Below are 24000 nucleotides of genomic sequence, written 5' to 3' on the forward strand. Positions count from 1 at the left end.
CTCGGGTCGCCGCAGTGCTGCCCGGCGAGGTCGTTCCGATCCTCATCATCGACACCACACGTCGCCTGGCGTGGCCGGATGAGGCGTTGGATCCGCCCGCCACAGGTCATCGTCTTCGCGTACGCGGTGTCGGTGGTGCTGGGTACCGGGGCGTTGATGCTGCCCGCCGCGCACCCCGGGCCGGGGCGGGCCACTTTCGTCGAGGCGCTGTTCACCGCCGTGTCGGCGGTCTGCATCACCGGCCTGGTGGTGGTCGACACGCCGACCTACTGGACGCCGCTGGGACACGTGGTCATCCTCGTACTGATCCAGATCGGCGGGATCGGTGTCATGACGTTCGCCTCGTTGCTGGGCTTGAGCGTGATGCGTCGGATCGGTCTGCGGTCGCGGCTGTCGATGGCGCAGGAGGTCAAGACCGTCGACATCGGCAGCGTCGGCGCGCTGGTCACCGGCATCGTGAAGACCACGCTGGCCATCGAGGCGGTGGTCGCGCTGGTGGTGTTCGTACGGTTGCTCGCCGGCTACGAGTCCGCACCGGGCCGTGCCGCGTGGCTGGCGGTGTTCCACACGGTCTCCGCGTTCAACAACGGCGGGTTCGCGCTGCACAGCGACAGCCTGGTGCGCTACGTCGCGGACCCGTGGGTGTGTCTGCCGCTGTGCGCGGCGGTCATCCTCGGCGGGATGGGTTATCCGGTGCTGCTGCAACTGCGCAGAGAGTGGGGTAGCCCCCTGCACTGGACGATGAACACCCGGATCGTCCTGCTGATGTCCGGCACACTGCTCCTGCTGGGTAGCATCTTCGTGACCGTGAGCGAGTGGTCGAACCGGGGCACGTTCGGGCCGCTGGGCGTGCCCGCCAAGCTCCTCGCCGGGTTCACCCACTCGACGATGGCGCGCTCGGCGGGGTTCAACAGCGTGGACACCTCAGCGATGGAACCGGTCACCTGGCTGGGCACCAGCGTCCTGATGTTCATCGGCGGCGGGCCGGCCGGGACCGCCGGAGGAATCAAGGTCACGACCTTCGCCGTGCTGCTGTTCGTGATCATCACCGAGATCCGGGGTGAGCGAGCCGTCAACATCCTCGGCAAGCGGCTACCGCGTTCCACCCACCGCCAGGCGATCAGCATCGCGCTGCTGGCGGTGGCCGTCGTGGTGTCCTCGACCATCGCGTTGATGGCCGCCACCGACTTCGGTCTGGACCGGACCCTGTTCGAGGTCGTCTCGGCCTTCGCCACGGTCGGCCTGTCCACCGGCATCACCGCCGATCTGCCGGCAGCAGCACAGGTCTTGCTGGTGGTGCTGATGTTCGTCGGCCGCCTGGGGCCGATCACCCTGGCCACGGCGTTGGTGTTCCGCCACCGCACCCGCCTGTACGAACTACCCAAGGAGCGGCCGATCATTGGCTAAGTCGAACCCCTTCTCCTTCCGACGGCCCGGCCGTTCTCTCGGCGCCGACGCGGTCGTCGTGATCGGCCTGGGACGCTTCGGTAGCGCGTTGGCGCTGGAGCTGATGGCCACCGGCACCGATGTCCTGGGCATCGACGCCGACGAAGAGACCGTCCAGTCGCTCAACGGCCGTCTCACTCACGTGGTGCGCGCCGACTCGACGAAGGAGACGACGTTACGGCAGTTGTCGGTGCACCAGTTCGACCGCGCGGTGGTCGGGATCGGCAGCGACCTGCAGTCGAGCATCCTCACGACCTCGCTGTTGTTGCGCTTCGGCGCGGCGACGGTGTGGGCCAAAGCCACCAGCGACGCCCACGGAGAGATCCTCAAGCAGCTCGGCACCCACCACGTGGTGTACCCGGAGCACGACATGGGACGCCGCGAGGCACATCTGGTCCGCAGCGACATCCTCGACTTCATCGAGATCGAGGACGGGTTCGCCATGGTCAAGACGCGTCCGCCCGCCCATGTCGTCGGTCGACCGCTGGGGACCACCGACGTCCGGGCCACCCACGGCATCACCGTGGTCGCGGTCAAGCCCCGCACCGGCACCTGGGGCTACGCGACGGCGGACACGGTTCTCGGCAGCGACGACACCATCATCGTGGCGGGCGAAACGGCCAGGGCCGAAGCGTTCGGCAGGTTGCGCTGACGATACGGCTCTCGCCCGCCGACCGCTCCCGGCACCGTCGACGGCGGGGTTCGGACAGGTCGATGAGGCATTGATCTCGCCCTGCTGGGTTCGCTCAGCAGGGAAGACGTGTACTAGGCTGGGTGGCAGGTGTGCCGGGAAGCCTGGTCGGCGATAGTCGAGCCGACCCCGAAAGAGACCCCGTGCACCTTGTCACCCCCACGCTGAGATCACGCGTATCCATCGCCCGGACCAGGGCCGTGCCATGCCACTGACCCTGGCTCTGCTCGTCGTCGCGGTATCCGTGCCGCTGGTCCCCGTCCTCACCCGCCTGCTCGGCCGACAGGCCGGCTGGGCCCTGGGCGGCGGGTTGCTGCTGGCCGTCGGCGTACTGATCCAGGCCGGCGCGGGTGCACGGACCGTGTCCGAGACCGTGTCGTGGATGCCGACGGTCGACGTGGCGCTGCGACTGCGGCTCGACGGGCTCTCGATGCTCTTCGCGGTGCTGGTCCTCGGGATCGGCGCCGTGATCATGGTCTATTCGACGTCGTACCTCACCGATCGGCGGCCGACCGGCTTCTACACCCTGATGACCGGATTCGCCGCGGCGATGCTGCTGCTGGTGCTGGCCGACGACCTGGTCGTGCTCTGGGTGGCCTGGGAGCTGACCACCGTCTGCTCGTACCTGCTGATCGCCCGGTCCGGCCCCACCGCCGGACCACCGGCGACCCGCACGTTGCTGGTGACGGTGGCCGGCGGGCTGTCGCTGCTGGGTGCCGTGGCGCTCGTCGCGGCCCGCACGGGCACCACCGACCTGACCGCCGCCCTCGCGCATCCGGCGTGGGCCGCCGACGCGGCTTTCGGCACCACGGTGGCGGTGCTGGTCGCGGTGGCGGCGATGACCAAGGCCGCCCAGTTCCCGTTCCACGCGTGGCTGGCCGACGCGATGGTCGCACCCGCACCGGTCAGCGCCTACCTGCACGCCGCCGCGATGGTCAAGGCGGGCATCTACCTGCTGATGCTCTTCGCCGGTGCGGCATCGCACGCGCCGGTCTGGCCGGTCCTGCTGGTCACCGTCGGCCTGCTCACCGCCGTGATGGGCGCGCTGTTCGCGCTGCAACGGCACGACATGAAGGAACTGCTGGCGTACTCGACGGTCAGCCAACTCGGGTTGCTGGTCGCGGTGATCGGCATCGGCACCACCGAGGCGATGCTGGCCGCCAGCGTGCACATCGCCGCGCACGCGTTGTTCAAGTCGGCGGCGTTCATGCACGTCGGGCTGATGGAACGGCGGACCGGCACCCGCGACCTGCGCCGCCTCCGTGGCCTGGCCCGGTCCATGCCGTGGGCCGCCGCGATGATCACACTCGCCGTGGCCAGCATGGCCGGAATCGTGCCGACCCTCGGGTTCATCAGCAAGGAGATGATCTTCGAGGCCATGCTCGACGCACCCGCCGCACCGGCGATCGGCTGGCTGGTGGCGCTGGTCGCCGCCGCCGGTGCGGTGCTGACCGTCGCCTACAGCGCCCGGGTGATCCTCACCCTCCTCCCCGGCCCCGCCCCGGAGGTCCGGCCCTGGCGTCCGACCGCGTCGATGTCCGCCGCGATCAGCCTCACCGCACTCGCCGGCACCGTCTTCGGAGTCGCCGGCTGGCTGCTCGCCGATCTCGTGCGCGGCGCGGCGGCGGCGACCGCCGGCACCACACTCTCCGAGATCGGCGGCGTCTACCTGTGGCACGGCTTCGGCGGGCCGCTGATGCTGTCGGTGCTCGCGATCGCGGCCGGGGTGCTCCTGACGGTGTGGCGCGGCCACACCGACCGGCTCCTGGACCGGGCGCTGTTCCCCGGCTCAGGGGTACGGGCGGTCCAGGCCCTGCACGACAACACCATCGCGTTCGGTCGCCGGGTCGGTGCGTTGACCCGCAACGACGCCCCCGCCGCCCACATGGCGGCGCCGGTCGTACTGCTCGGACTGGCCGGCCTCGGGGTGGTCGCCGGGTGGCCGGGAGCACCGCCCACCCTGCGCCCGCACGCGATCGACGTGGGACTACTGGTGGTCATGATGGTCGGGATCGTCACGGTGGTCCGCGCCCGGGTACGCCTGACCGCGGTCATCGCCACCGGCGTCGTGGGGTTCTCCGTCGCCATGTGGTTCTTCGTGCTCGGCGCCTCCGACGTGGCGTTGACGCAACTGCTGGTCGAGATCCTCACCGTCGTGATCATGGTGTTGGTGCTCCGTCGTATGCGTCCCCGCTTCGCTGCCGTCGGCACCAGGCGCTCGGTGCTGGCCGCCGCAGCCGCCCTCGCCGCCGGGACCACCGCCACCCTGGCGACGCTGGCGTTCACCGGACACCGCTCGCTCTCCCCGGCCGGGGAACACTTCATCCGCGAGGCGCAGACCCTCACCGGCGGCACCAACATCGTCAACACCATCCTGGTGGACTTCCGCGCCCTGGACACCTTCGGTGAACTCGTCGTCGTCGCCGTCGCGGCGATGGCGGTGAGCGCCCTGCTCACCGCCCACCCGGCCGTCGGGGGCACGTCGGAGCCGCAGGTCGACAACCCGTTGTCCGATCCGCAGCGCAACGCCGTGTTCCTAACCGTGCTCGACCGTTTCCTGGTCCCGCTGATGCTGCTCGGCTCGCTCTACGCGCTCCTGCGGGGCCACACCGCACCAGGCGGCGGGTTCATCGCCGCCCTGCTGGGGACCTGTGCGCTGGCGCTGGCGTACCTGTCGGCGTCCTCCGCCCGTACCCGCATGCTCCAGCGGCCCTTCCTGGCCATCGCCGGCGCCGGCATCCTGGTGGCGGTCGGCACCGGCGCGCTGGGCCTGGTCGACGGCTCGTTCCTGCGGCCGTTGCACGCCGAGGTTCTCGGCGTGAAGCTGACCACCGCCCTCGTCTTCGACGTCGGCGTGTACCTGGCGGTGTTCGGGGTGATCCTGGCGGCGCTACGCCTGCTCGGCGCCGCCTCGACCGACACACCCGGCCGACGACCGCCGACGCCACCGCACCAGCCCCACACCGACACGCGGGCCGACGCCCGCCAGACCGAGGGGGCCACGCCGTGATTCTCGCGCTGACCGTCGGAGCGCTCGTCACCGCAGCGGTCTACCTCCTGCTGCAACGCGACTTCCTCCGCGTCGTGCTGGGCTTCGTCCTGCTCAGCCACGCCGTCAACCTGCTGCTGTTCAGCGCCGGGGGCATCAACCGGCGCGGTGAGCCGCTCGGGCCGGACCCGGATCCGGCGACCACGGCAGATCCGCTGCCGCAGGCGTTCGTGCTGACCGCCATCGTGATCGCCTTCGCGATCACGATCTACCTGCTCGTCCTGGCCGTCACCGGTCGGCCCCGACCGTCGGGTGACCAGTCGACCGAGGCGCCGCAACCCGACGATCCCGAGAGGCCGACCGGAGCGGCGACCACGAGCACCGGGCACGACCGCACCGGCGAGCCCCGCGACCGGCAGGAGGTGACGTCGTGACCGGTACGCTGCTGACGCTTCTCGTCGCGGTCCCGCTCGCCGGGACCGGAATCACCGCCTTCGCGCGTGCCGACACCCGATGGCCGATCCGGCTGCTGGTCACCGTGCTCGCCGCCAACCTGGCGGCCGGTGTCGCCCTGGTCACCACGACCCGTGACGGCACCGTTCTGGCCCACGGCGTGGGCGGCTGGACGTCCGGCATCGCGATCCCGTTCGTCGCCGACACCCTCGCGGCGCTCATGGTGACCGTCACCGGGCTCCTCACCCTGGTGTGTGTCCTGTTCGCGCTCGCCAGCGGCACCGGACGGCTGCGCCTGTTCGCACCACTCGTGCTGGCCCTGACCGCCGGCGTCAACGGCGCGCTGCTCACCGCCGACGTGTTCAACCTCTTCGTCTTCATCGAGGTCATGCTGCTGCCGTCGTACGGGCTGTTCATCCTCGCCCGGCGGCACCAGGGCCACCCGGCGGCGGTGGGCGGCTCCCGGTTGTACGTCACGTTCAACCTCTTCGTCTCCACCGTCCTCCTCGCCGGGATCGCGCTGCTCTACGGCACGGCCGGCACCGTCAACCTCGCCGAACTCGCCGGCGCCGCCGCCGACTCACCGCTGGTGGCGGCCGCGACCGCGATCTGCCTGTTCGCGCTGGCGATGAAGGCGGCGGTGGTGCCGACCTACGGCTGGTTGGGCCGCGCCTACCCCTCGACCTCCCCGGCGGTGACCGCCCTCTTCTCCGGCCTGCACACCAAGGTGGCGATCTACGCGATCTACCGCATCTACGCCGTGGTGTTCGACGGGGACCAGCGCTACCTGTGGATCGGCCTGGTCGTGTTCAGCGCGACGATGCTCGTCGGCGTGCTGGCCGCGGTCGGCGCGGACACCATGCGCTCGATCCTCGCCTTCCACATGGTCAGCCAGATCGGTTACATCCTGCTCGGAGTGGCCCTGTTCACGCCCGCCGGACTGACCGCCGGGATCTTCTACCTGCTGCACCACATGATCGTCAAAGCCTCGCTGTTCCTGTCCACCGGCGCGATAGAGACCCACTACGGCACCGGCCGACTCGACCGGCTCCGGGGAATCGTCCGCCGCGAACCCGTGCTGGCGGTCAGCTTCGGTCTCGCCGCGCTGTCGTTGGCCGGCCTGCCACCGCTGTCGGGGTTCGTGGCCAAACTGACCCTCATCATGGCCGCCGCCGACGCGGGCCACCTGGCGGTGGTCGCGATCACGCTCGCGGTCAGCCTGATCACGCTGCTGTCCATGTTGAAGATCTGGAACGCGGTGTTCGCCGCGTCTCCCCCACCGGACAGTCCCGACGACCCGGCCGCCGGCACCGGACAACTGCTCACCGCCGAGCGCACCACGGTGAAGACCAGCCTGGTCGTACCGGCCGCGATCCTGGCGGCCGTCACCGTCTGCCTCGGCCTCGGCGGGGAGTTCCTGCTCGGCCTGGCCTCCACCGCCGCCGACGGCCTGCTCGACACCTCCTCCTACCTCGAGGCGGTGCGGCGATGACACGCGTACTCACCCTTCCGATCCGGCTCGTGCTGTTCACGCTCTGGTTCGCCGGCCAGATCGTCCAGTCCTCCTGGACGGTCCTGGTCGACATCCTGACGCCGGGCCTGACCACCACCCCCCGTGTGGTGCGCATGCCGCTGGACTCCCGCACCGACCTGCACGTGGCGCTCATCGGGGTGCTCATCACTCTCACGCCCGGAACCCTCACCCTCGGCGTGGTCGCCCACGACCAGGACGGTCAGGCGCTGCTCGTGCACTCCATGTACCACCAGGACACCGAGAGCGCCCTGGCCGACCTTCGCGACATGGAACGACGCATGCTGCTCGCCTTGAGCCTCGGAGACCGACCATGATCCTTCTGGACATCGCCATCGCCGGCTGCGGATTCGCCTTCCTCGTGTCGGCCTACCGCATCGCCCGTGGACCCACCCCCGCCGATCGGGCCATCGCCGCCGACCTGCTCACCTTCGCCGTCATCGGTCTCATCGCACTGATCGGCGTACGCGCCCACCGCCACGGCACCTTCGACCTGGTCCTGGTCGCCACCCTGGTGGCGTTCCTCGCCGCCGTCTCGTTGGCCCGCGCGATCGCGAACGGACGCCGATGATCCTGGAGATCGTGGGACAGGTCCTCGCACTCCTCGGCGCGGCCATCTTCGTCGCCGCGGCCATCGGACTGCACCGCCTGCCCGACCCCTACACCCGCACCTCGGCAGTGGCCACCGCCGCCGGGCTCGGCATCACGTTCATCGTCGCCGGAGCGGCTTTCCTCGACCCCGACCTGTCGAACACGGTCAAGGCGATCATCGCCATCGTGCTGCAACTGGCCACCTCGGCCGTCGGCGGCATGGTGATCGCCCGGTCCGCCGTGCTGTCCGGTCACCGATTCAGCAGCAACACCGACCCTGGCGAGATCACCGATCAGCCGGAAAGGAACGGGTGACAGTGATGCCCTCCCGATGGAGCCAATGGTGTGACGCCAACGGCGGAATCCTCGTCCTCGCCGGTGCCGTGCTGTTCGTGGCCCTCATGGCGTTGCTGATGCGACTTCTGGTCGGCCAGTAGCACGACCCGCGGCGGGTCCGTGCGTGCGGGCCGGCGCTGTGCTCATCGGCTCCCGAACCCCGGGCCGGGTTCCTCCTCGGCGGGATCGCGGATCGGACGGGTGTCGCTGTCGACGACACCGTCCCTGTTCATGTCCCGCTCCCGCGCCCTACGGGCGTCCCACCGCAGGGTGAGCGCAGCGAGGAAGGCGGCGAGCAGCGTACCGGCCAGCACGCCGACCGTCGCACCGTCGGTGTGCACGGCATCGGGGAACGACAGCTCCGAGATGAGCAACGAGACGGTGAACCCGATGCCGGTGAGGAACCCGATCGGCAACAGGTCACGTACCCCGATCGCATCCGGCAACCGCAGACCGGTGAACCGCGTGACCAACGCCGTGACCCCGAGCACGCCGAGGAGTTTGCCGACCACCAGGGCGAGCACGATCGCCAGGAGCACCGGCTGGGCGAACAGGACCCCGATGCCCTCGCCGTCGACGAGCGTGACGCCTGCGGCGAAGAACGCGAACACCGGCAACGCGAAGCCGGACGAGACGGGACGCACGGCCTGCTCGAACCGGTGGGCCCGACCCTCGGGCTCGCCGAAGACCGGCCGGACCGTCACGCAGAGCCCGAGCAGCACCCCGGCAATGGTCGCGTGCACCCCCGACGCGTGCATGAAACCCCACGCCAGCGCCGCCGCCGGCAGCAACAGCCACCAGCTCGGTCGTCTCGACCGGGCAACCACCGCGAACAGTGCCACCGCGGCGAACGAGAGCGCGAGAGCGAGCCCGTCGAGATCGCCGCTGTAGAACACGGCGATCACGATGATCGCCAACAGGTCGTCGACCACCGCCAGGGTCAGCAGGAACGTGCGGAGCGCGACGGGTAGACCCCGACCGAAGATCGCCAGGACGGCCAACGCGAACGCGATGTCCGTGGCGGTCGGAATCGCCCAGCCGCGTAACGCCGCCGGGTCGCCCCGCGCCACGACCACCACCACGAAGACCACGGCCGGAGCCAGCATCCCGCCGACCGCAGCGAGCACCGGCACCGCCGCCTCGCCGAGCCGGCGCAGACTCCCGGCGACGATCTCCTGCTTGAGCTCCACACCCACCACGAAGAAGAAGATCGCGAGCAGCCCGTCGGCCGCCCACGCCGACACGGACAGATCCAGATGCAGGTCGGACGGTCCGATCCTCGCTGCGGAGAGGCTGGCGTAGGCCCCGCGCCACGGCGAGTTCGCCACCACCAGCGCCGCGACGGCCGCCACGAGGAGCAGCGCCCCACTCGTGGTCTCCAACGACACCCATCGCCGGAACCTGCCATACCGGGGCGAAGGAGAGTCTCGATGCACTTCCGCCATGAACCGGGCCTCCGTCACGCGTGATGCCCGTCGGGGCCGATCGCCGACAGACACGCCTACCCCGGCTTCCCCGCGCCGCCATGATCACTCCACCCGCCGTTGCGGTTCGGATGCCTGGACTCGCGGAATGTTAGTGACTAACATTCGACGGGTGAGGCAACCACCCCTGCACGGCAAACGGGCCGACACCCGTCACCGCCTGGTCAGCCACGCCCTGGACCTGTTCGAACTACAGGGATTCGAGGGCACCACCGTCGCCCAGATCGCCGCCCGCGCCCGGGTCTCGGAGATGACGTTCTTCCGCTACTTCACCAGCAAGGAGATGGTCGTCCTCGACGACCCGTACGACCCCCTGATCGCCGAGGCAGTGGCCGGGCAACCGGACACACTGCCACCGCTGCACCGGGTCACGCGCGGTCTGCGCGCAGCGCTGACGCGCCTGGACGACCTGGAGGACGAGACCACACGACGCCGCGTCCGGATCGTGGCCCACTCCCCGACCCTGCGCGCCGGCATGACCCGCACCACTGCGGCCACCGAGACGGCCATCGCCGACCGACTCATCACCGACGGCGTCCCGACGTTACCCGCCCGGGTCGCCGCCGCCGTCGCTCTCGCGGCACTGACCTGCGCACTCCTTGAATGGGCGACGGCTACGCCGCCCACCAGCCTCACCGACGCCATCAGCGTCGCCCTGGACACCGTCGAGGGCACCCGCCATGACTGAACGACTCACGACCACCGCCCTGGCCCACGACTTCGGCGACGGCGCGGGCGTGTTCGGCATCGACCTCACCGTGCACCCCGGCGAGATCCACGCCCTCGTCGGTCTCAACGGCGCCGGCAAGACGACCCTCATGCGTCTGATCCTCGGCATGCTGCACCCCACCACCGGCACCTGCCAGATCAACGGCCGTCACCTGACCCAGCTCACCGCCGACGACTGGGCCCGGGTCGGCCATCTCGTCGAACACCCCTTCGCCTACCCCGAACTCGACGTCCGGACCAACCTGCGGCTCGCCGCACGCCTCCGCCGCCGACCCGCCGCAGAAGCCGCCGGCCTGGCCGAACACGCCATGACCGAACTCGACCTGACCCGGTACGCCACCATCACCACCCGACGGCTGTCGCAGGGCAACCGGCAGCGCCTCGGTCTCGCCGCCGCGACACAGCACCACCCTCACCTGATCGTCCTCGACGAACCCACCAACGCCCTCGACCCGGCCGGCGTGATCCGGCTGCGCACCGTCCTGTCCCGACGGGCCGAAGCCGGTGCCGGGATCCTGGTCTCCAGCCACCACCTCGACGAGGTGGCCCGCATCGCGAACCGCATCTCCGTCGTCAACCGCGGGCGGCTCATCGGCACCCTCGAACCCGACACCGCCGACCTGGAACGCACCTTCTTCGCCCTCGTCTACCAGCACGAACAGGACCACCCGCGATGACTCCCGCCCTCACCGCCGCACTCGACGTCGAACTCCACAAACTGGCGGCCTCAAGGGTCATCCGCACCACCACCGTCCTGCTCGTCGCCGGCATCACCATCCTGACCAGCGCGCTCATCCACGCGGCCCGCAGCGGAAACGACCAGGTCATCGCGCAGCTCGGTCCACTGGCCGACGCCACCGGATGGGCCCTGCTGACCGGCGTCGCCGCGCAGATCACCGCCGCCGGCGGTCTGCTCGCCTTCGGCGTCGCCCTGAGCTGGCTCGTCGGCCGCGAATTCAGCGACGCCACCGTCACCGGCCTGTTCGCCCAGCCCGTCTCCCGACCGGTCCTCGTCGCGGCCAAGCTGCTGTCGCACCTGTTCTGGACGGCACTGGTGGCCATCGCGTTGACCGCCGCGATCGCGCTGACCGGGACGCTTCTCGGCCTGGGCGCCTGGAACACCGACGTCAGCGCGGCTCTCGGGCGACAACTCGTGCTCACCGTCTCGTCGGCCCTCGTCGCCACCCCGGCCGCGTGGGCGGCGACACTCGGACGAGGACTGCTGCCCGGCATCGCCACCACCATCGGGCTGATCGTCACCGCACAGGTCACCGCCATCGCCGGTACCGGAGCATGGTTCCCCATCGCCGCACCCGCCCTGTGGGCGCTACGACCCGACGCCGTGAGCCCCGCACAACTCGCCCTGGTCACGGTCGTACCGGCAATCTTCGCCGCACTGACCATCACCGCCTGGGCCCGGCTCCAACTCGATCGCTGACCCGGGCCGTGGACCGGGCGGCTGAGGTCGAGTGCGCCGATCGTTCGTGGATGCTCACCGGTCGCCGGCCCCCACCTGTGTGGGGCCGGCGACCGGTGGGGTGCCGATGTGGATGATTCGGGTCAGGGCGTTCCGGTGACGTTGCCGGCAGCCACGGGGCGACGCTCGGACGGGTAGCGGATGTTCTCCACCATCTCCGCGATCTCGTCCCGTGGCGGCGCCGTCATCTTCGACACCACGATCGTCACGATGAAGTTGACGATGGCACCGATGGTGCCGATGCCCTCCGGGCTGATGTCGAGGATGTGCGGGTTGGCCGCGGTGCCGAACACCGGCAACGTATAGATCATGTAGGTGGCGGTGAACACCATGCCGGTGATCATGCCGGCTGCCGCACCCGCCGAGTTGCATCTCTTCCAGAAGATGCCGAGCACGATGACCGGGAAGAAGCTCGCCGCCGCCAGGCCGAACGCGAACGCCACCACCTGGGCCACGAAGGCAGGCGGGTTGATTCCGGCGTAGATCGAGATCAGCACCGCCAGACCCATCGCGATCCGACCGGCCAGCAGCCGCTGCTTGTCGGTCGAGTCCCGCTTGACCCGGCGGAAGTAGAGGTCGTGCGAGAACGACGAGGAGATGACCAGCAGCAGTCCGGCAGCGGTGGACATCGCGGCGGCCAGGCCACCAGCGGCGACCAGACCCACGATCGGGGCCGGCAGGCCGGCGATCTCCGGGCTGGCCAACACCAGGATGTCGTTGTTGACGATCAGGTCCGCGCCGGAGGCGGGATTGTTGCTGACCGATCCGATCGTCGTCACGCCATCCCCGACGGTGACCAGGCCGGTCGCCGCCCAGTTGTCCACCCAGGCGGGCAACGCGTCGGCCGACACGCCGTTGACGCCCTGCAACAGGTTCAACTTGGTGAACGCGCCGACGGCCGGAGCCGTGGTGTAGAGCAGGGCGATGAACAGCAGTGCCCAGAACGCCGAGTAGCGGGCTCCGCGCACGCTCTTCGTGGTGTAGAAGCGAACGATCACGTGCGGCAGGCCGGCGGTGCCGATCATCAGCGACATGGTCACCAGGAACACGTCGATCTGCGGCCGCGCCGCGAACGCGTCGGTGAACTGGGCCATCCCCAGCTCCAGGCTGATCGCGTTGAGCTCGTCGAGGATCTGCCCGAAGGACACCTGCGGGATCGGGATGCCGGTCATCTGCTGGGCCACCGCCACCGCAGGGATCAGATAGGCGACGATCAGCACCGAGTACTGGGCCACCTGGGTCCAGGTGATGCCCTTCATGCCGCCGAGCACCGCGTACAGGCCGATGATCACAGCGGCGACGATGACACCACCGGTGACGTCGAGGCCGAGGAATCGGCTGAACACGATGCCGCCACCGCGCATCTGCCCGACCACATAGGTGAACGAGATGATGATGGCGGCCACGGCGGCGACGGTGCGGACCAGCTCCGAGTAGCGGTCACCGACGAACTCGGGCACGGTGAACTTGCCCCACTTGCGCAGGTAGGGCGCAATCAGCAGGGCCAGCAGCACATAACCGCCGGTCCAGCCCATCAGATAGATGGAACCGTCCGAGCCGAGGAAGGCGATCAGGCCGGCCATCGAGATGAACGAGGCCGCGGACATCCAGTCGGCCGCGACAGCGGCACCGTTGGCGATGGTGGGGATCCCCTGACCGGCCACATAGAAGCCGGCGGTCTCCTTCACCCGGCTGCGCCAGGCGATGTAGAGGTACACGGCGAACGAGGCGCCGATGAAGATGAGGGTCCAGAGTTGGATCTGGCTCACGACGCCGCCCCCTCGGTCTCCTGCTCGTCGACACCGAACTGGCGGTCGAGACGGTCCATCATCTTCGCGTACACGAAGATCAGGACCACGAAGACATAGATCGATCCTTGTTGGGCGAACCAGAAGCCGAGCGGGAAGCCGGCGATGACGATCTCGTTCAACGGTTCGACCAGCAGAACGCCGAACCCGAACGAGACGATGAACCAGATGGCCAACAGGATGACCATGAGCCGGAGGTTCCGGCTCCAATATTCTCTGCGCCAGCCGTTGTCCGGCGATGCCGGAGGTGGCGACGGTGGTGGCTCACCGCCACCACCCGTCTGGTCTGGGGTTACCTCGGTCATGTGTGGTGCCCTCCTAGTCGGTACGGAACCGGCTCCAGCGAGTGGCTGCGGCACGCCGACCGCGAGGTCGCGGTGGTGGTGCCGCGGCCCGATCCACACCCCGGTAGCAATCCCAGCCACGGGATGTGCGGTCGATCACACCCTCAGGTTTGGGAAAGCGAACGCGACCCGCGCGCGTCGGGCAATAGGTGATCTGCGGGGTGGGCCCTCGGGGCGGTGAGCGGTCCCTGACAGGCGACGAGCGGTCGAACGGTACGCGTGAGCATCGATCGCCGTCCGGTTTGCTCCTGTTCGTGCTGCCCGGCGGACCGTCCACCGACGCGCTCCGGCCGTTCACCGATCAGCCGCTCGGTGAACGAACACTGAGCACCTACCATCCGGTGATGGCAGACACCGCATCCCCCGCCGCTCCGGTCCGCCGCCGCATCCTCCACGCCGGCAGCCTCGGCATGCTCGTCGGTGGCCTGCTCGTGCTCGTCGGCTCGGTGCTGCCCTGGGTCATCACGCCGTTCGGTTCGATCAACGGCGCGGCAGGTCCAGGTCTGTGGACGCTGAGCGTGGGATTCCTCGCCATCGCCGGCGCCCTGTTGCCGTACCGCAAGGTGGCCATAGCGCACAGCCTGATCCCCGGGGTGACCGTGGCCCTCATCGTCGGCTGGCAGGCTGCCCGCCTCATCAGTCTCAGCGCCAGCACCGGCGCCTGGGGCCAGCTGATGCCCGGCATCGGCATGGTCATGGCTGCCGGCGGCACGGTCGTCCTGATCCGTACCGGAATGCGGCTCCTCGCGCTGCGCTGATCGCCGCCGCAGGGCAGAGGAAGCTCGCACCGCCCACGTTAGACGGCGGCCAGATCAACGACCTGCGCGCGTGGCACTGACGGGTGCGACAGACGGGTCGGAGGCAAGAGTGGTGACGTGCCAACGCTCAGCGCTTTGACGAGCGGTCAAGGAGCGCTGCCGGGCGGCCCGCTCGACGGGCGTGGTCCCCAGAACGCCGGAAGGGCCGACCCGATTTCCGGATCAGCCCTCTGACCTGCGTCGGGACGGCCGGATTCGAACCGACGACCCCTTGACCCCCAGTCAAGTGCGCTACCAAACTGCGCCACGTCCCGATGCTCTCGCTTCATCCTGCCCGCGACAGCCGGTTCAGCTTAGCGCAGCTTCTCCTCTGCGCCGCACAGCCCCCTCCCCACGGTCGTGACCACCCCCACCACCCCTAGAGCGTCCTAGGAGGGTGGGGTGTGGGTCAGCCGTGGGCCTTGCCTCGGCCGCCGGGGCCGAGCTTCTTGCGGGGGCGTACCGAGATCTCGATGGGGCTGCCCTCGAAGCCGAACTCCTCGCGGAGCTTGCGTTCCACGAAGCGCTGGTAGCCGGCGTCCAGCGGGCCGGTGGTGAAGAGCACGAAGCGCGGCGGGGCGACCCCGGCCTGGGTGGCGAACAGGATGCGGGGGGCCCGTCCCCCGCGTACCGGGTGCGGGGTGGCCTGCACCAGGGCGGTGAGCCACGCGTTGAGCTGCGCGGTCGGGATCCGGGTCTCCCAGCTCGCCAGGGCCCGGTGCAGGGAGGCGGCGAGCTTGTCGACGGCCCGTCCGGTCTGTGCCGACAGGTTCAGCCGGATCGCCCACGGGATGCGGCGCAGTTCCCGGTCGATCTCCTTGTCCAGGTAGTACCGACGGTCGGCGTCGACCAGGTCCCACTTGTTGAAGGCGATGACGAGTGCCCGCCCGGCCTCGGTGACCATGGTCAGGATGCGCTGGTCCTGCTCGCTGATCGGCTCGCTGGAGTCGAGCAGCACCACCGCCACCTCGGCCGCCTCGATCGCCGAGGCGGTCCGCAGGCTGGCGTAGTACTCGGTGCCGCTGGCCTTGCCGACCCGCTTGCGCAGGCCGGCGGTGTCCACCAGGTGCCAGGTGTCGCCGCCGATGGTGACCAGGCTGTCGACCGGGTCGACGGTGGTGCCGGCGACCGCGTCGACCACGGCGCGTTCCTCGCCGGAGAAGCGGTTCAGCAGGCTGGACTTGCCGACGTTGGGCCGGCCGACCAGCGCGACCCGGCGCGGGCCGCGCGGGCGGTTCTCCACGATCTTCGGCGCCTCGGGCAGCGCCTCCAGGATCTTGTCGAGCAGGTCACCGGAGCCTCGACCGTGCAGGGCCGAGATCGGGTGCGGCTCGCCGAGGCCGAGCGACCACAGCGAGGTGGCCTCCAGCTCGATGTTGGTGTTGTCGGCCTTGTTGGCCACCAGGATGACCGGCTTGGCGCTGCGGCGCAGCATCTTGACCGCCGCCTCGTCGACGTCGGTGGAGCCCACCGTCGCGTCGACCACGAAGATCACCACGTCGGCGGTGAACACGGCGGTCTCGGCCTGCGCGGCGATGGCCGCCGCCCGGTCCTTCGCGTCCGGTTCCCAGCCGCCGGTGTCCACCACGGTGAAGGTCCGACCGGACCACTGCGCGTCGTACGGGACCCGGTCCCGGGTCACGCCGGGCACGTCCTCGACGACCGCCTGGCGACGCCCGATGATCCGGTTGACCAGAGTGGACTTGCCGACGTTGGGGCGGCCGACCACGGCCACCACCGGCTGCGGACCGGCCGGCTCCTCGATGTCGAGGTCCGGTTCCCGCAGCTCCACCCAACCGTCGTTGTCAGTCACGCCCACGCCTCGTTTCGTTGGCCGGTGGCGGGCAACGCCCGCGCCACCGCGCCGGATGGTCCGATCGCCGGTAGACCCGGCAGGTTGTCGCGCCCGGTCACGCCACGTTCCGCTCGGCGAGCAGCGCCCGCAGCTTCGCCACGACCTCGTCGATGCCCAACTCGGTGGTGTCCAGCACCACGGCGTCGGGGGCCTGGGCGAGCGGGTCGGCCTTGCGGGTCGAGTCGATCTTGTCTCGCCGGGCCAGGTCGGCGGCGGTCGCCGCCACGTCGGAGGCGTCCTCGGCGCTGCGGCGCGCGGCGCGGGCCGCCGCCGAGGCGGTGAGGTAGACCTTGAGGTCGGCGTCGGGGGCGACCACGGACCCGATGTCGCGGCCCTCGACCACGATCCGGCCCGCCTTGGCGATCATGTCGCGCTGCCGGGCCACCAGCAGCGCCCGGACCGCCGGCACGGAGGCCACTGCGGACACGGCGGCGGTCACCTCGGGACCCCGGATCTCGGCCTCGACGCCCACGCCGTCGGCGGTCACGCCGTACCCGGTGGGGTCGGTGCCGATCCGCAGGTCGACCTCGGCGGCGACCTTGCCGACCGCCTCGGCGTCGGTCAGGTCGACGCCGGAGCGCAGCACCGCCCAGGTGATCGCCCGGTACATCGCGCCGGTGTCGAGGTAGCGGGCGGTGAGGCTCGCCGCCAGCCGCCGGGAGACGGTGGACTTACCCGAACCGGACGGCCCGTCCACAGCCACCACACAGCGCCCAGCCGGTACGTTTTCCTCCACCGTTGTCCTCCTCAGCCCGTACCCCGCGATCCGCCTCATCGGCGGACGCGAGCGGTTGCCCACACAGCTTCCATCATGCCCGGCGCCGTGGCGCACGGCCCGCCGGCCCTGCCCCGGGCCGCCAGGAGCCTACCGTCAGCGGTACCCGCCAGCGCGGGGTCAGTCACTCACGGCCTTGAACAGGGCCGCGACCTCCGCGTTGGTCAGCCGCCGCGTGCGCCCGGGACGCAGGTCGCCGAGCCGGATCGGCCCGATGGAGGTACGCACCAGCCGGCTCACCGGGTGTCCGACCTCGTCGAGCAGACGCCGGACGATGTGTTTGCGGCCTTCGTGCAGGGTCAGTTCGACCTGGGCGGTACGTCCCAGACTGCCCACCACCCGGAACGAGTCCACGGTGACCGGGCCGTCCTCCAGCTCGATGCCGGCGGCGAGGCGCTTGCCGAGGTTGCGCGGGATCGGCCCGGCCACCTCACACAGGTACGTCTTGGCCACCCCGTAGGAGGGGTGCATCAGCCGGTGGGCCAGGGTCCCGTCGTTGGTGAGCAGCAGCAGGCCCTCGCTGTCCGCGTCGAGCCGCCCGACGTGGTAGACACGCTGCTCGACCCGGTTGCCGACGAAGTCGGCGAGCGCGGTGCGCCCCTTCTCGTCGGCCATCGTGGAGACCACGCCACGGGGCTTGTTCAACGCCAGGTACACCAGTCGGGTGTCGGCCACCAGCCGCTCGCCGTCGACGTGGATGACGGATGTGGTCGGGTCGACCTTGTCGCCGAGCTGGGCCACCCGCCCGTCGACCGTCACCCGCCGACGGAAGATCAGGTCTTCGCAGGCACGCCGGGACCCGACCCCCGCCGCGGCGAGCACCTTCTGGAGGCGTTCCGGGCCGGTGTAGACGGGGGCGTCGGGGCGGGGGGTGCGGTCATCGCGCGGCATCGGCAAGCTCTTCTACGTCGTCGGGGAGGAACGGGGCCAGGGGCGGCAGGTCGTCGAGGCTGTTCAGGCCGAGCTTCTCCAGGAACATCGTGCTCGTCCGGTACAGATAGGCCCCACTGTCCGACTCGGTGCCGCACTCCTCGATCAGCCCACGGGTCACCAGGGTACGGATCACCCCGTCGCAGTTGACGCCCCGGATGGCCGATATCCGCGACCGGGTCACCGGCTGCCGGTACGCCACCACCGCGAGGGTCTCCAGCGCGGCCTGGGTCAGCCGGACCGACTGCCCGTCGAGGACGAACCGTTCCACGTAGGTGGCGTATTCCGGCCGGGTGTAGAGCCGCCACCCGCCGGCCGCCCGGCGCAGCTCGAACCCGTGTCCGGCGGCGGTGTAGCCTGCGGCGATCTCGTCCAGGATCGGGCCGACCCGCTCGGCGGGCTGTTCGAGGATCTGGGCCAGCGTCAGCTCGCTGACGGGTTCGTCCACCACCAGCAGGATCGCCTCCAGCGCCCCGCGGAGTTCGGCGTCGTCGAGGACCGGCGGCGGCTCCGGCACCACCCGCGTCCGCCCACCCCGCTGCCTCCGCCCCGCCCCCTCCTCCGCGATCTTGGCACCCGGCGACCCCTCCAGGGGCACCTCCGCACCGAGATCCCCGGCAGCCCCGAGTTCGGGGGCGGGATCCGCAGGTTCGGCCGATTCGACGGCGGCGGGTGCGGTGAGCTGGGCGGATTCCGGGGCAGCAGGTTCGGGCTCCGCGCGATCGGGCTCGACGGGCTCAGCCTCGACGGGATCAGGGTCGGCCGGGTCCGGGGCGACGGACTCGGGGGCGGAGCGCTGCCAGGGCGGGACCCAGGCGGCGGCCTGGTCGGCCAGCGAGTCCCGGCGTTCCTCGTTACTCATCCGGCGCGCTCCTCCGTCGTTACCGCCTCGTCCGTCGACACACCGGACCCCGTCGACGCCGCTCCGGACGCGGTCGTCGGCGCACCGGACCCGGGGGCCGCCTCGTCCGGGTTGCCGGCGTACTCGTCGATGGTGAGGGCCGGACTGCCGTCGGCGGGACCGGTCCAGCGTACGGTCAGCTCCTCCAGCGCCTGCTCCTGCACGAAGGCCACCACACCCTGCCGGTACAGCTCCAGCAGCGCCAGGAACCGGGCGACCACCTCCAGGGTGGCCTCGCAGTCGGCGCAGAGCAGCGAGAAGGTGGCGGTGCCGGCGCGGCGAAGCCGTTCACTGATGATCGCGGCGTGTTCCCGGACGCTGACCCGCACCATGTGCACGTGGGCGATGGAGACCTCGGGCACCGGCTTCGGGGTCATCGCCCGGACGGCGAGCTTGAGCAGTCGCTGCGGGCCGATGCCGAGCACCAGGTCGGGCAGGGCATCGGCGTAGCGGGCCTCCAGGGTGACCGCGCGCGGATAACGGCGTCCGCCGACCTCCTCCAGCACCGCGATGTGCGCCGCCGCCTCCTTGTACGCCTTGTACTGCAACAGTCGGGCGAAGAGCAGGTCCCGCGCCTCCAACAGCGCCAGGTCCTCCTCGTTCTCCACCTCGGCCGAGGGCAGCAGCCGGGCGGCCTTGAGGTCGAGCAGGGTGGCGGCGATCAGCAGGAACTCGCTTGCCTCGTCCAGGTCCCAGTCGTCGCCCATGGCCCGGATGTACGCGATGAACTCGTCGGTCACCTGGTGCAGGGCGACCTCGGTGACGTCGAGTTTGTGCTTGCCGATCAGTTGCAGCAGCAGGTCGAACGGGCCGGTGAAGTTGTCCAGCCGGACCGTGAACTTGCCGGTGTCCGCAGCGTCGTCCGCAACGACGACCGGGGTCTCCTCCGGCGCGCCGGATTCCGTCACCGCGAGCGGATGCTCCGGCGCGGTGGTCGGGTCGGCTGGCGGCGCGCTCACGCCGACGACCGTAGTCCACGGCCTGGACACCGATGGTTACCGGCCTACCGCTCCGCCTGCGCGGCGATCACCTCGCGGGCCAACTGACGGTAGTTGCGGGCCCCCGAGGAGGCCGGGTCGAGCGTGGTGATCGGGGCACCCGCGACGGTCGACTCGGGGAACTTCACCGTCTTGGTGATCACCGTCTGGTAGACCTTGTCGCCGAACGCCTCCACCACCCGCTGGAGCACCTGCCGGCAGTGCGTGGTGCGGCTGTCGTACATGGTGGCGAGGATGCCTTCCAACTCCAGGTCGAAGTTGAGCCGCTCGCGCACCTTGTCGATGGTGTCCAGCAGCAGGGCGACACCACGCAGGCTGAAGAACTCGCACTCCAGCGGGATGAGGACGCCGTGCGCCACGGTCAACGCGTTGATCGCCAGCAGGCCGAGCGAGGGCTGGCAGTCGATCAGGATGTAGTCGTACTCCTTGCGGACACTTCTGAGCACGCGGGCCAGAGCCATCTCGCGGGCGACCTCGTTGACCAGCTGTATCTCGGCGGCGGAGAGGTCGATGTTGGCCGGCAGCAGGTGCAGCCCGGCCACGTCGGTCTTGATCAGGACGTCCTCGGCGGTGACGTCGTCCTGCATCAGCAGGTTGTAGACCGACAGGTCGAGGTTGTGCGGGTTGACGCCCAGCCCGACCGAGAGGGCGCCCTGCGGGTCGAAGTCGACCAGGAGCACCTTGCGGCCGTACTCGGCGAGCGCGGCGCCGAGGTTGATGGTGGTCGTGGTCTTGCCGACGCCACCCTTCTGGTTGGCCATCGCGATGATCCGCGCCGGGCCGTGCCGGTCCGTGGGCATCGGCTCGGGGATGGGCTTGCGCATCGTGTAGGCGGCCGGGTCGGCCGGACCCAGGTCCGAGCCGAGCGCGTTCTGCTGTTCGCGGAGCTCCGACGTCCAGGTCTCGGCACGGTCACCGTTGCCAGCCATGTCCTCGTTGCCCCCTCCCGACGACCATCTGGCGTCGGAGCCGCCCGACGTCCTTCGCGGCGCCGCTGCGCACCCCGGTCATCCCGCCGCCAGGCCGCGCCGATCCCGACTGTACGCCACCGACGAGCAGGGCGTTCACTACCCGCTCGGCGTGTCGGGCGGTGGTACCGACCGGTGCCGTCCCGCCCCACCTCCACCGGCCAGGCCGGCGGCGTTTCCCGCGCCTCGGGTCAGTGCAGGGCACGCGGGTGCGCGGTGGCGTAGACCTCACGCAGCCGGTCCACGGTCACCAGCGTGTAGACCTGCGTGGTGGTGACCGAGGCGTGGCCGAGCAACTCCTGCACCACCCGGACGTCGGCGCCGCCGTCGAGCAGGTGGGTCGCGTACGAGTGTCGCAGGGTGTGCGGGGAGACCGCCTCAGACCCCTCCACCGGCAGGCCGGCCCGGGCGGCGGCGCGACGCAGCACGGTCCAGGCGCCCTGCCGGGTCAGCGGGCCGCCCCGGGCGTTCAGGAACACCCTCGGGGTGCCCCGGCCGGCGGTGACCAGTCCGGGCCGGGCGCGGACCAGGTAGGCGCCGAGCGCCCGCAGCGCGTGCCCGCCGACCGGCACCAGTCGGCTGCGACCGCCCTTGCCGTGCAGCAGCACCACCCCGTCGTCGAGGTCCACGTCGTCCACGGCCGCGCCGATGGCCTCGGAGATGCGGGCGCCGGTGCCGTACAGGAACTCCAGCAGCGCCCGGTCGCGCAGCGCCAGCGGCGCCTGCTCCCCCGCCGCGTCCACTGGGCCGGCGGTCTCCAGCAGCCGGACCACCGCGTCGACGGGCAGCGCGCGGGGCAGTCGGCGCGGTGGGGTGGGTGGGCGTACGTCACGGCTCGGGTCGGCGCCGACCAGGCCCTCACGCAGCGCGAAGCGGTGCAGACCACGCACGGCGCTGGCGGCGCGGGCGGCCGAGGAGACGGCCAGCGGCGGGCGGCCGTCGTCACCGGTGCGCAGTCGGGCCAGGTGCCGTTCGATCTCGCCGGCCGAGACCCCGGCGAGGTCGTCCACCCCGGCGGCGGCCAGCGAGTCGAGGTAGCGGTCCAGGTCGCGGCGGTACGAGGTGAGGGTGTTCACCGCCAGTCCACGTTCGACGGTGAGGTGGTCGAGGTAGCCGCGCAGCGCACGACGCAGGGCCGGCGCCGGTTCGGGGCCGGCCCGTTCGTCGGTCGCCGTGCTCAGCGCTTCCCCCTCAGCCCAGCGCCTCGGTGAGCGCGAGGGTGGGCAGGCCGTGCGCCTCGGCCACCGGGCCGTAGACGACCTGGCCGGCGTGGGTGTTCAGGCCCAGGGCCAGTGCCGGGTCGCGCCGCGACGCCTCCCGCCAGCCGTGGTTGGCCAGTTCGAGGGCGTACGGCAGGGTGACGTTGGTGAGCGCGTAGGTGCTGGTGTTCGGCACCGCGCCGGGCATGTTCGCCACGCAGTAGAAGATCGACTCGTGCACCCGGTAGACCGGTTCGTCGTGCGTGGTCGGCCGCGAGTCCTCGAAGCAGCCACCCTGGTCGATGGCGATGTCGACGAGCACGCTGCCGGGCTTCATCCGGGACACCAGCTCGTTGGAGATCAGCTTCGGTGCCTTGGCGCCGGGCACCAGCACCGCGCCGATGACCAGGTCCGCGTCGAGCACGGCCCGTTCGATCTCGTACGCGTTGGAGGCGACGGTCTGCAGGTGTCCCCGGTAGATGGCGTCGGCCTGCCGCAACCGGCCGACGTTCTTGTCCAGCAGCAGCACCTCGGACTGCAGGCCCAGCGCGATCGCGGCGGCGTTCATGCCGGAGACCCCGGCACCGATGACCACGGTCTTCGCCGCGTACACGCCCGAGACGCCACCGGGCAGCACGCCCCGGCCGCCTCCGGTACGCATCAGATGGAAGGCGCCGACCTGCGGGGCGAGTCGGCCGGCCACCTCGGACATCGGGGCGAGCAGCGGCAGGGAGCGGTCCGGCAGCTCGACCGTCTCGTACGCGATGCCAGTGACCCTGCGGTCGAGCAGCGCCTGGGTGCAGTCGCGCGAGGCGGCCAGGTGCAGGTAGGTGAAGAGGACCTGCCCCTCGCGCATCCGGTGGTACTCCTCGGCGACCGGCTCCTTGACCTTGAGCACCATGTCGGCGGCGTCCCACACCTCGTCGGCGGTGTCCAGGATCTTGGCGCCGGCCGCGGTGAACTCCTCGTCGGTGATGCTGGAGCCGACCCCGGCACCGGCCTCGACGAAGACCTGGTGACCGCCGCGGGTGAACTCGTTGACGCCCGCGGGCGTGATCGCCACCCGGTACTCGTGGTTCTTGACCTCGCGGGGGATGCCGACCTTCACGATGCAGACACCTCTCTCCGGGGACGGCTCCCCCGACTGGGCGGTGCCGCGGCGGCCCCTTTGCCGCGACGGTCGACCGGTCCCGTGGGCGGCAGTTTAGGCGTACCGGCGCGTCGCGGGAGCGTGCACCATGCCATCCGGTGGCCGCGAACCCTGACGATGTGTCAGGTGTACGGGCAGCCCACCGGCCGGGTCCACCTCAGCCGACAGGACAGTATTGGTCGACATCGTCCCACGTGGTGCCTACCGGTGCGGACAGCGTCGGTGTGGATCACTATCGTGTCGCCTCATGACTATTCCCCCCTATCAGCCCGGGTACCCCCAGGGCGTTTCCGACAAGAGCAAGGTCATCGCCGGTGTCCTGCAGATCCTGCTGGGCGGCTTCGGCGTCGGCCGGTTCTACATGGGTGACACCAAGACCGGCGTCATCCAGCTCGTCGTCACGCTGGTGACCTGCGGTATCGGCAGCCTCTGGGGTCTGATCGACGGCATCCTGATCCTGGTCAACGGTGGCGTCGACGGACAGGGTCGCCCGCTGCGCGACTGATCCGGCATGCGAACAGGGGCCGCGCGGTGATCCGCGCGGCCCC

At 70.6% G+C, this 24000-nt stretch carries 24 protein-coding genes and 1 tRNA gene; 13 read left to right on the top strand and 12 right to left on the bottom strand.

Features of this window, described 5'->3' with window-relative positions; translation table 11 throughout:
* Positions 1-78 precede the first annotated feature (78 nt).
* From ABZ738_RS31880 to ABZ738_RS31915, 8 genes are all read left to right on the top strand, one after another.
* Positions 79-1407, top strand: a complete 1329-nt coding sequence (locus tag ABZ738_RS31880; RefSeq protein ID WP_176093346.1) for a potassium transporter TrkG — start codon at positions 79-81, stop codon at positions 1405-1407.
* Positions 1400-2098 carry a TrkA family potassium uptake protein gene (locus ABZ738_RS31885; protein ID WP_176093345.1) on the top strand — a complete coding sequence of 233 codons (699 nt, stop codon included), beginning with the start codon at positions 1400-1402 and terminating at the stop codon, positions 2096-2098. The genes ABZ738_RS31880 and ABZ738_RS31885 overlap by 8 nt, the downstream gene beginning before the upstream one ends.
* 244 nt (positions 2099-2342) lie before the next feature.
* Positions 2343-5147, top strand: a complete 2805-nt coding sequence (gene mbhE, locus ABZ738_RS31890) for a hydrogen gas-evolving membrane-bound hydrogenase subunit E (protein ID WP_357219539.1) — start codon at positions 2343-2345, stop codon at positions 5145-5147.
* Positions 5144-5560, top strand: coding sequence for a cation:proton antiporter subunit C (locus ABZ738_RS31895; protein WP_131052863.1), 417 nt, complete (start codon positions 5144-5146; stop codon positions 5558-5560). The genes mbhE and ABZ738_RS31895 overlap by 4 nt, the downstream gene beginning before the upstream one ends.
* Positions 5557-7071 carry a monovalent cation/H+ antiporter subunit D family protein gene (locus ABZ738_RS31900; RefSeq protein WP_357219542.1) on the top strand — a complete coding sequence of 505 codons (1515 nt, stop codon included), beginning with the start codon at positions 5557-5559 and terminating at the stop codon, positions 7069-7071. Before ABZ738_RS31895 ends, ABZ738_RS31900 begins: the two co-directional genes overlap by 4 nt.
* Complete coding sequence (locus ABZ738_RS31905; RefSeq protein ID WP_131052861.1) at positions 7068-7427, top strand: Na+/H+ antiporter subunit E; 360 nt, start codon at positions 7068-7070, stop codon at positions 7425-7427. The genes ABZ738_RS31900 and ABZ738_RS31905 overlap by 4 nt, the downstream gene beginning before the upstream one ends.
* Positions 7424-7681, top strand: a complete 258-nt coding sequence (locus ABZ738_RS31910; RefSeq protein WP_131052860.1) for a monovalent cation/H+ antiporter complex subunit F — start codon at positions 7424-7426, stop codon at positions 7679-7681. The genes ABZ738_RS31905 and ABZ738_RS31910 overlap by 4 nt, the downstream gene beginning before the upstream one ends.
* Positions 7678-8016 carry a monovalent cation/H(+) antiporter subunit G gene (locus tag ABZ738_RS31915; protein WP_357219546.1) on the top strand — a complete coding sequence of 113 codons (339 nt, stop codon included), beginning with the start codon at positions 7678-7680 and terminating at the stop codon, positions 8014-8016. The genes ABZ738_RS31910 and ABZ738_RS31915 overlap by 4 nt, the downstream gene beginning before the upstream one ends.
* A gap of 164 nt (positions 8017-8180) precedes the next feature.
* Here ABZ738_RS31915 and nhaA read toward each other — a convergent pair whose 3' ends face one another.
* Positions 8181-9482 carry a Na+/H+ antiporter NhaA gene (gene nhaA, locus ABZ738_RS31920; protein WP_357219549.1) on the bottom strand — a complete coding sequence of 434 codons (1302 nt, stop codon included), beginning with the start codon at positions 9480-9482 and terminating at the stop codon, positions 8181-8183.
* Positions 9483-9633: 151 nt separating this feature from the next.
* Between nhaA and ABZ738_RS31925 the strand changes: the two genes are divergently transcribed.
* From ABZ738_RS31925 to ABZ738_RS31935, 3 genes are read left to right on the top strand one after another with little or no spacing between them, the layout of a single operon-like run.
* Positions 9634-10209, top strand: coding sequence for a TetR family transcriptional regulator (locus ABZ738_RS31925; RefSeq protein WP_357219552.1), 576 nt, complete (start codon positions 9634-9636; stop codon positions 10207-10209).
* On the top strand, positions 10202-10927 hold the full coding sequence (locus tag ABZ738_RS31930; protein ID WP_131052856.1) for an ABC transporter ATP-binding protein: 726 nt from the start codon (positions 10202-10204) through the stop codon (positions 10925-10927). Before ABZ738_RS31925 ends, ABZ738_RS31930 begins: the two co-directional genes overlap by 8 nt.
* Complete coding sequence (locus ABZ738_RS31935; protein ID WP_131052855.1) at positions 10924-11688, top strand: ABC transporter permease; 765 nt, start codon at positions 10924-10926, stop codon at positions 11686-11688. The genes ABZ738_RS31930 and ABZ738_RS31935 overlap by 4 nt, the downstream gene beginning before the upstream one ends.
* Before the next feature lie 122 nt (positions 11689-11810).
* On the opposite strand, the gene ABZ738_RS31940 is transcribed toward ABZ738_RS31935, so the two are convergent.
* Together ABZ738_RS31940 and ABZ738_RS31945 are read right to left on the bottom strand one after the other, a co-directional pair.
* Positions 11811-13496, bottom strand: coding sequence for a sodium:solute symporter family protein (locus tag ABZ738_RS31940; RefSeq protein ID WP_131052854.1), 1686 nt, complete (start codon positions 13494-13496; stop codon positions 11811-11813).
* The gene (locus ABZ738_RS31945; RefSeq protein ID WP_131052853.1) at positions 13493-13840 is read right to left on the bottom strand and encodes a DUF4212 domain-containing protein; all 348 of its coding nucleotides are present in this window, start codon (positions 13838-13840) and stop codon (positions 13493-13495) included. The genes ABZ738_RS31940 and ABZ738_RS31945 overlap by 4 nt, the downstream gene beginning before the upstream one ends.
* 293 nt (positions 13841-14133) lie before the next feature.
* Here ABZ738_RS31945 and ABZ738_RS31950 point away from each other — a divergent pair, with 293 nt between their 5' ends.
* Positions 14134-14637, top strand: coding sequence for a hypothetical protein (locus tag ABZ738_RS31950; RefSeq protein ID WP_201272353.1), 504 nt, complete (start codon positions 14134-14136; stop codon positions 14635-14637).
* Between the two features lie 240 nt (positions 14638-14877).
* Here the strand turns inward: ABZ738_RS31950 and ABZ738_RS31955 are convergent.
* The 9 genes from ABZ738_RS31955 to ald form a co-directional block, all read right to left on the bottom strand.
* Positions 14878-14951, bottom strand: a tRNA-Pro gene (locus ABZ738_RS31955).
* A 134-nt stretch (positions 14952-15085) separates the two neighbouring features.
* Entirely contained in the window at positions 15086-16468 is a 1383-nt protein-coding gene (gene der / locus ABZ738_RS31960; protein WP_131052866.1) for a ribosome biogenesis GTPase Der, read from the bottom strand.
* Positions 16469-16586: 118 nt separating this feature from the next.
* Positions 16587-17267 carry a (d)CMP kinase gene (cmk, locus tag ABZ738_RS31965; protein WP_176093337.1) on the bottom strand — a complete coding sequence of 227 codons (681 nt, stop codon included), beginning with the start codon at positions 17265-17267 and terminating at the stop codon, positions 16587-16589.
* 159 nt (positions 17268-17426) lie between these two features.
* Positions 17427-18197 carry a pseudouridine synthase gene (locus ABZ738_RS31970; protein ID WP_131056471.1) on the bottom strand — a complete coding sequence of 257 codons (771 nt, stop codon included), beginning with the start codon at positions 18195-18197 and terminating at the stop codon, positions 17427-17429.
* On the bottom strand, positions 18184-19098 hold the full coding sequence (gene scpB, locus ABZ738_RS31975; RefSeq protein ID WP_176093336.1) for an SMC-Scp complex subunit ScpB: 915 nt from the start codon (positions 19096-19098) through the stop codon (positions 18184-18186). The genes ABZ738_RS31970 and scpB overlap by 14 nt, the downstream gene beginning before the upstream one ends.
* Positions 19095-20045: a ScpA family protein gene (locus ABZ738_RS31980; RefSeq protein ID WP_357219591.1), complete on the bottom strand. Its 951-nt coding sequence runs from the start codon at positions 20043-20045 to the stop codon at positions 19095-19097. The genes scpB and ABZ738_RS31980 overlap by 4 nt, the downstream gene beginning before the upstream one ends.
* 95 nt (positions 20046-20140) lie before the next feature.
* The gene (locus tag ABZ738_RS31985; protein WP_117230487.1) at positions 20141-21064 is read right to left on the bottom strand and encodes an AAA family ATPase; all 924 of its coding nucleotides are present in this window, start codon (positions 21062-21064) and stop codon (positions 20141-20143) included.
* Positions 21065-21294: 230 nt separating this feature from the next.
* Positions 21295-22284, bottom strand: a complete 990-nt coding sequence (locus ABZ738_RS31990) for a tyrosine recombinase (protein WP_176095743.1) — start codon at positions 22282-22284, stop codon at positions 21295-21297.
* A gap of 10 nt (positions 22285-22294) precedes the next feature.
* Positions 22295-23410, bottom strand: coding sequence for an alanine dehydrogenase (ald, locus tag ABZ738_RS31995; RefSeq protein ID WP_131055545.1), 1116 nt, complete (start codon positions 23408-23410; stop codon positions 22295-22297).
* Between the two features lie 217 nt (positions 23411-23627).
* On the opposite strand from ald, the gene ABZ738_RS32000 reads away from it, so the two are divergent.
* Positions 23628-23957: a TM2 domain-containing protein gene (locus ABZ738_RS32000; protein ID WP_343232782.1), complete on the top strand. Its 330-nt coding sequence runs from the start codon at positions 23628-23630 to the stop codon at positions 23955-23957.
* Positions 23958-24000 lie beyond the last annotated feature (43 nt).

This window comes from Micromonospora sp. NPDC047793 (assembly GCF_040642635.1).
Lineage (GTDB): Bacteria > Actinomycetota > Actinomycetes > Mycobacteriales > Micromonosporaceae > Micromonospora.

Excerpts from the sequence above, each read along its gene's own strand:
- ABZ738_RS31880 (WP_176093346.1), top strand. The coding sequence starts at position 79 with ATGAGGCGTTGGATCCGCCCGCCACAGGTCATCGTCTTCGCGTACGCG.
- mbhE (WP_357219539.1), top strand. The coding sequence starts at position 2,343 with ATGCCACTGACCCTGGCTCTGCTCGTCGTCGCGGTATCCGTGCCGCTG.
- ABZ738_RS31905 (WP_131052861.1), top strand. The coding sequence starts at position 7,068 with ATGACACGCGTACTCACCCTTCCGATCCGGCTCGTGCTGTTCACGCTC.
- ABZ738_RS31910 (WP_131052860.1), top strand. The coding sequence starts at position 7,424 with ATGATCCTTCTGGACATCGCCATCGCCGGCTGCGGATTCGCCTTCCTC.
- ABZ738_RS31915 (WP_357219546.1), top strand. The coding sequence starts at position 7,678 with ATGATCCTGGAGATCGTGGGACAGGTCCTCGCACTCCTCGGCGCGGCC.
- nhaA (WP_357219549.1), bottom strand. The coding sequence starts at position 9,482 with ATGGCGGAAGTGCATCGAGACTCTCCTTCGCCCCGGTATGGCAGGTTC.
- ABZ738_RS31930 (WP_131052856.1), top strand. The coding sequence starts at position 10,202 with ATGACTGAACGACTCACGACCACCGCCCTGGCCCACGACTTCGGCGAC.
- ABZ738_RS31935 (WP_131052855.1), top strand. The coding sequence starts at position 10,924 with ATGACTCCCGCCCTCACCGCCGCACTCGACGTCGAACTCCACAAACTG.
- ABZ738_RS31945 (WP_131052853.1), bottom strand. The coding sequence starts at position 13,840 with ATGACCGAGGTAACCCCAGACCAGACGGGTGGTGGCGGTGAGCCACCA.
- ABZ738_RS31970 (WP_131056471.1), bottom strand. The coding sequence starts at position 18,197 with ATGCCGCGCGATGACCGCACCCCCCGCCCCGACGCCCCCGTCTACACC.
- scpB (WP_176093336.1), bottom strand. The coding sequence starts at position 19,098 with ATGAGTAACGAGGAACGCCGGGACTCGCTGGCCGACCAGGCCGCCGCC.
- ABZ738_RS31985 (WP_117230487.1), bottom strand. The coding sequence starts at position 21,064 with ATGGCTGGCAACGGTGACCGTGCCGAGACCTGGACGTCGGAGCTCCGC.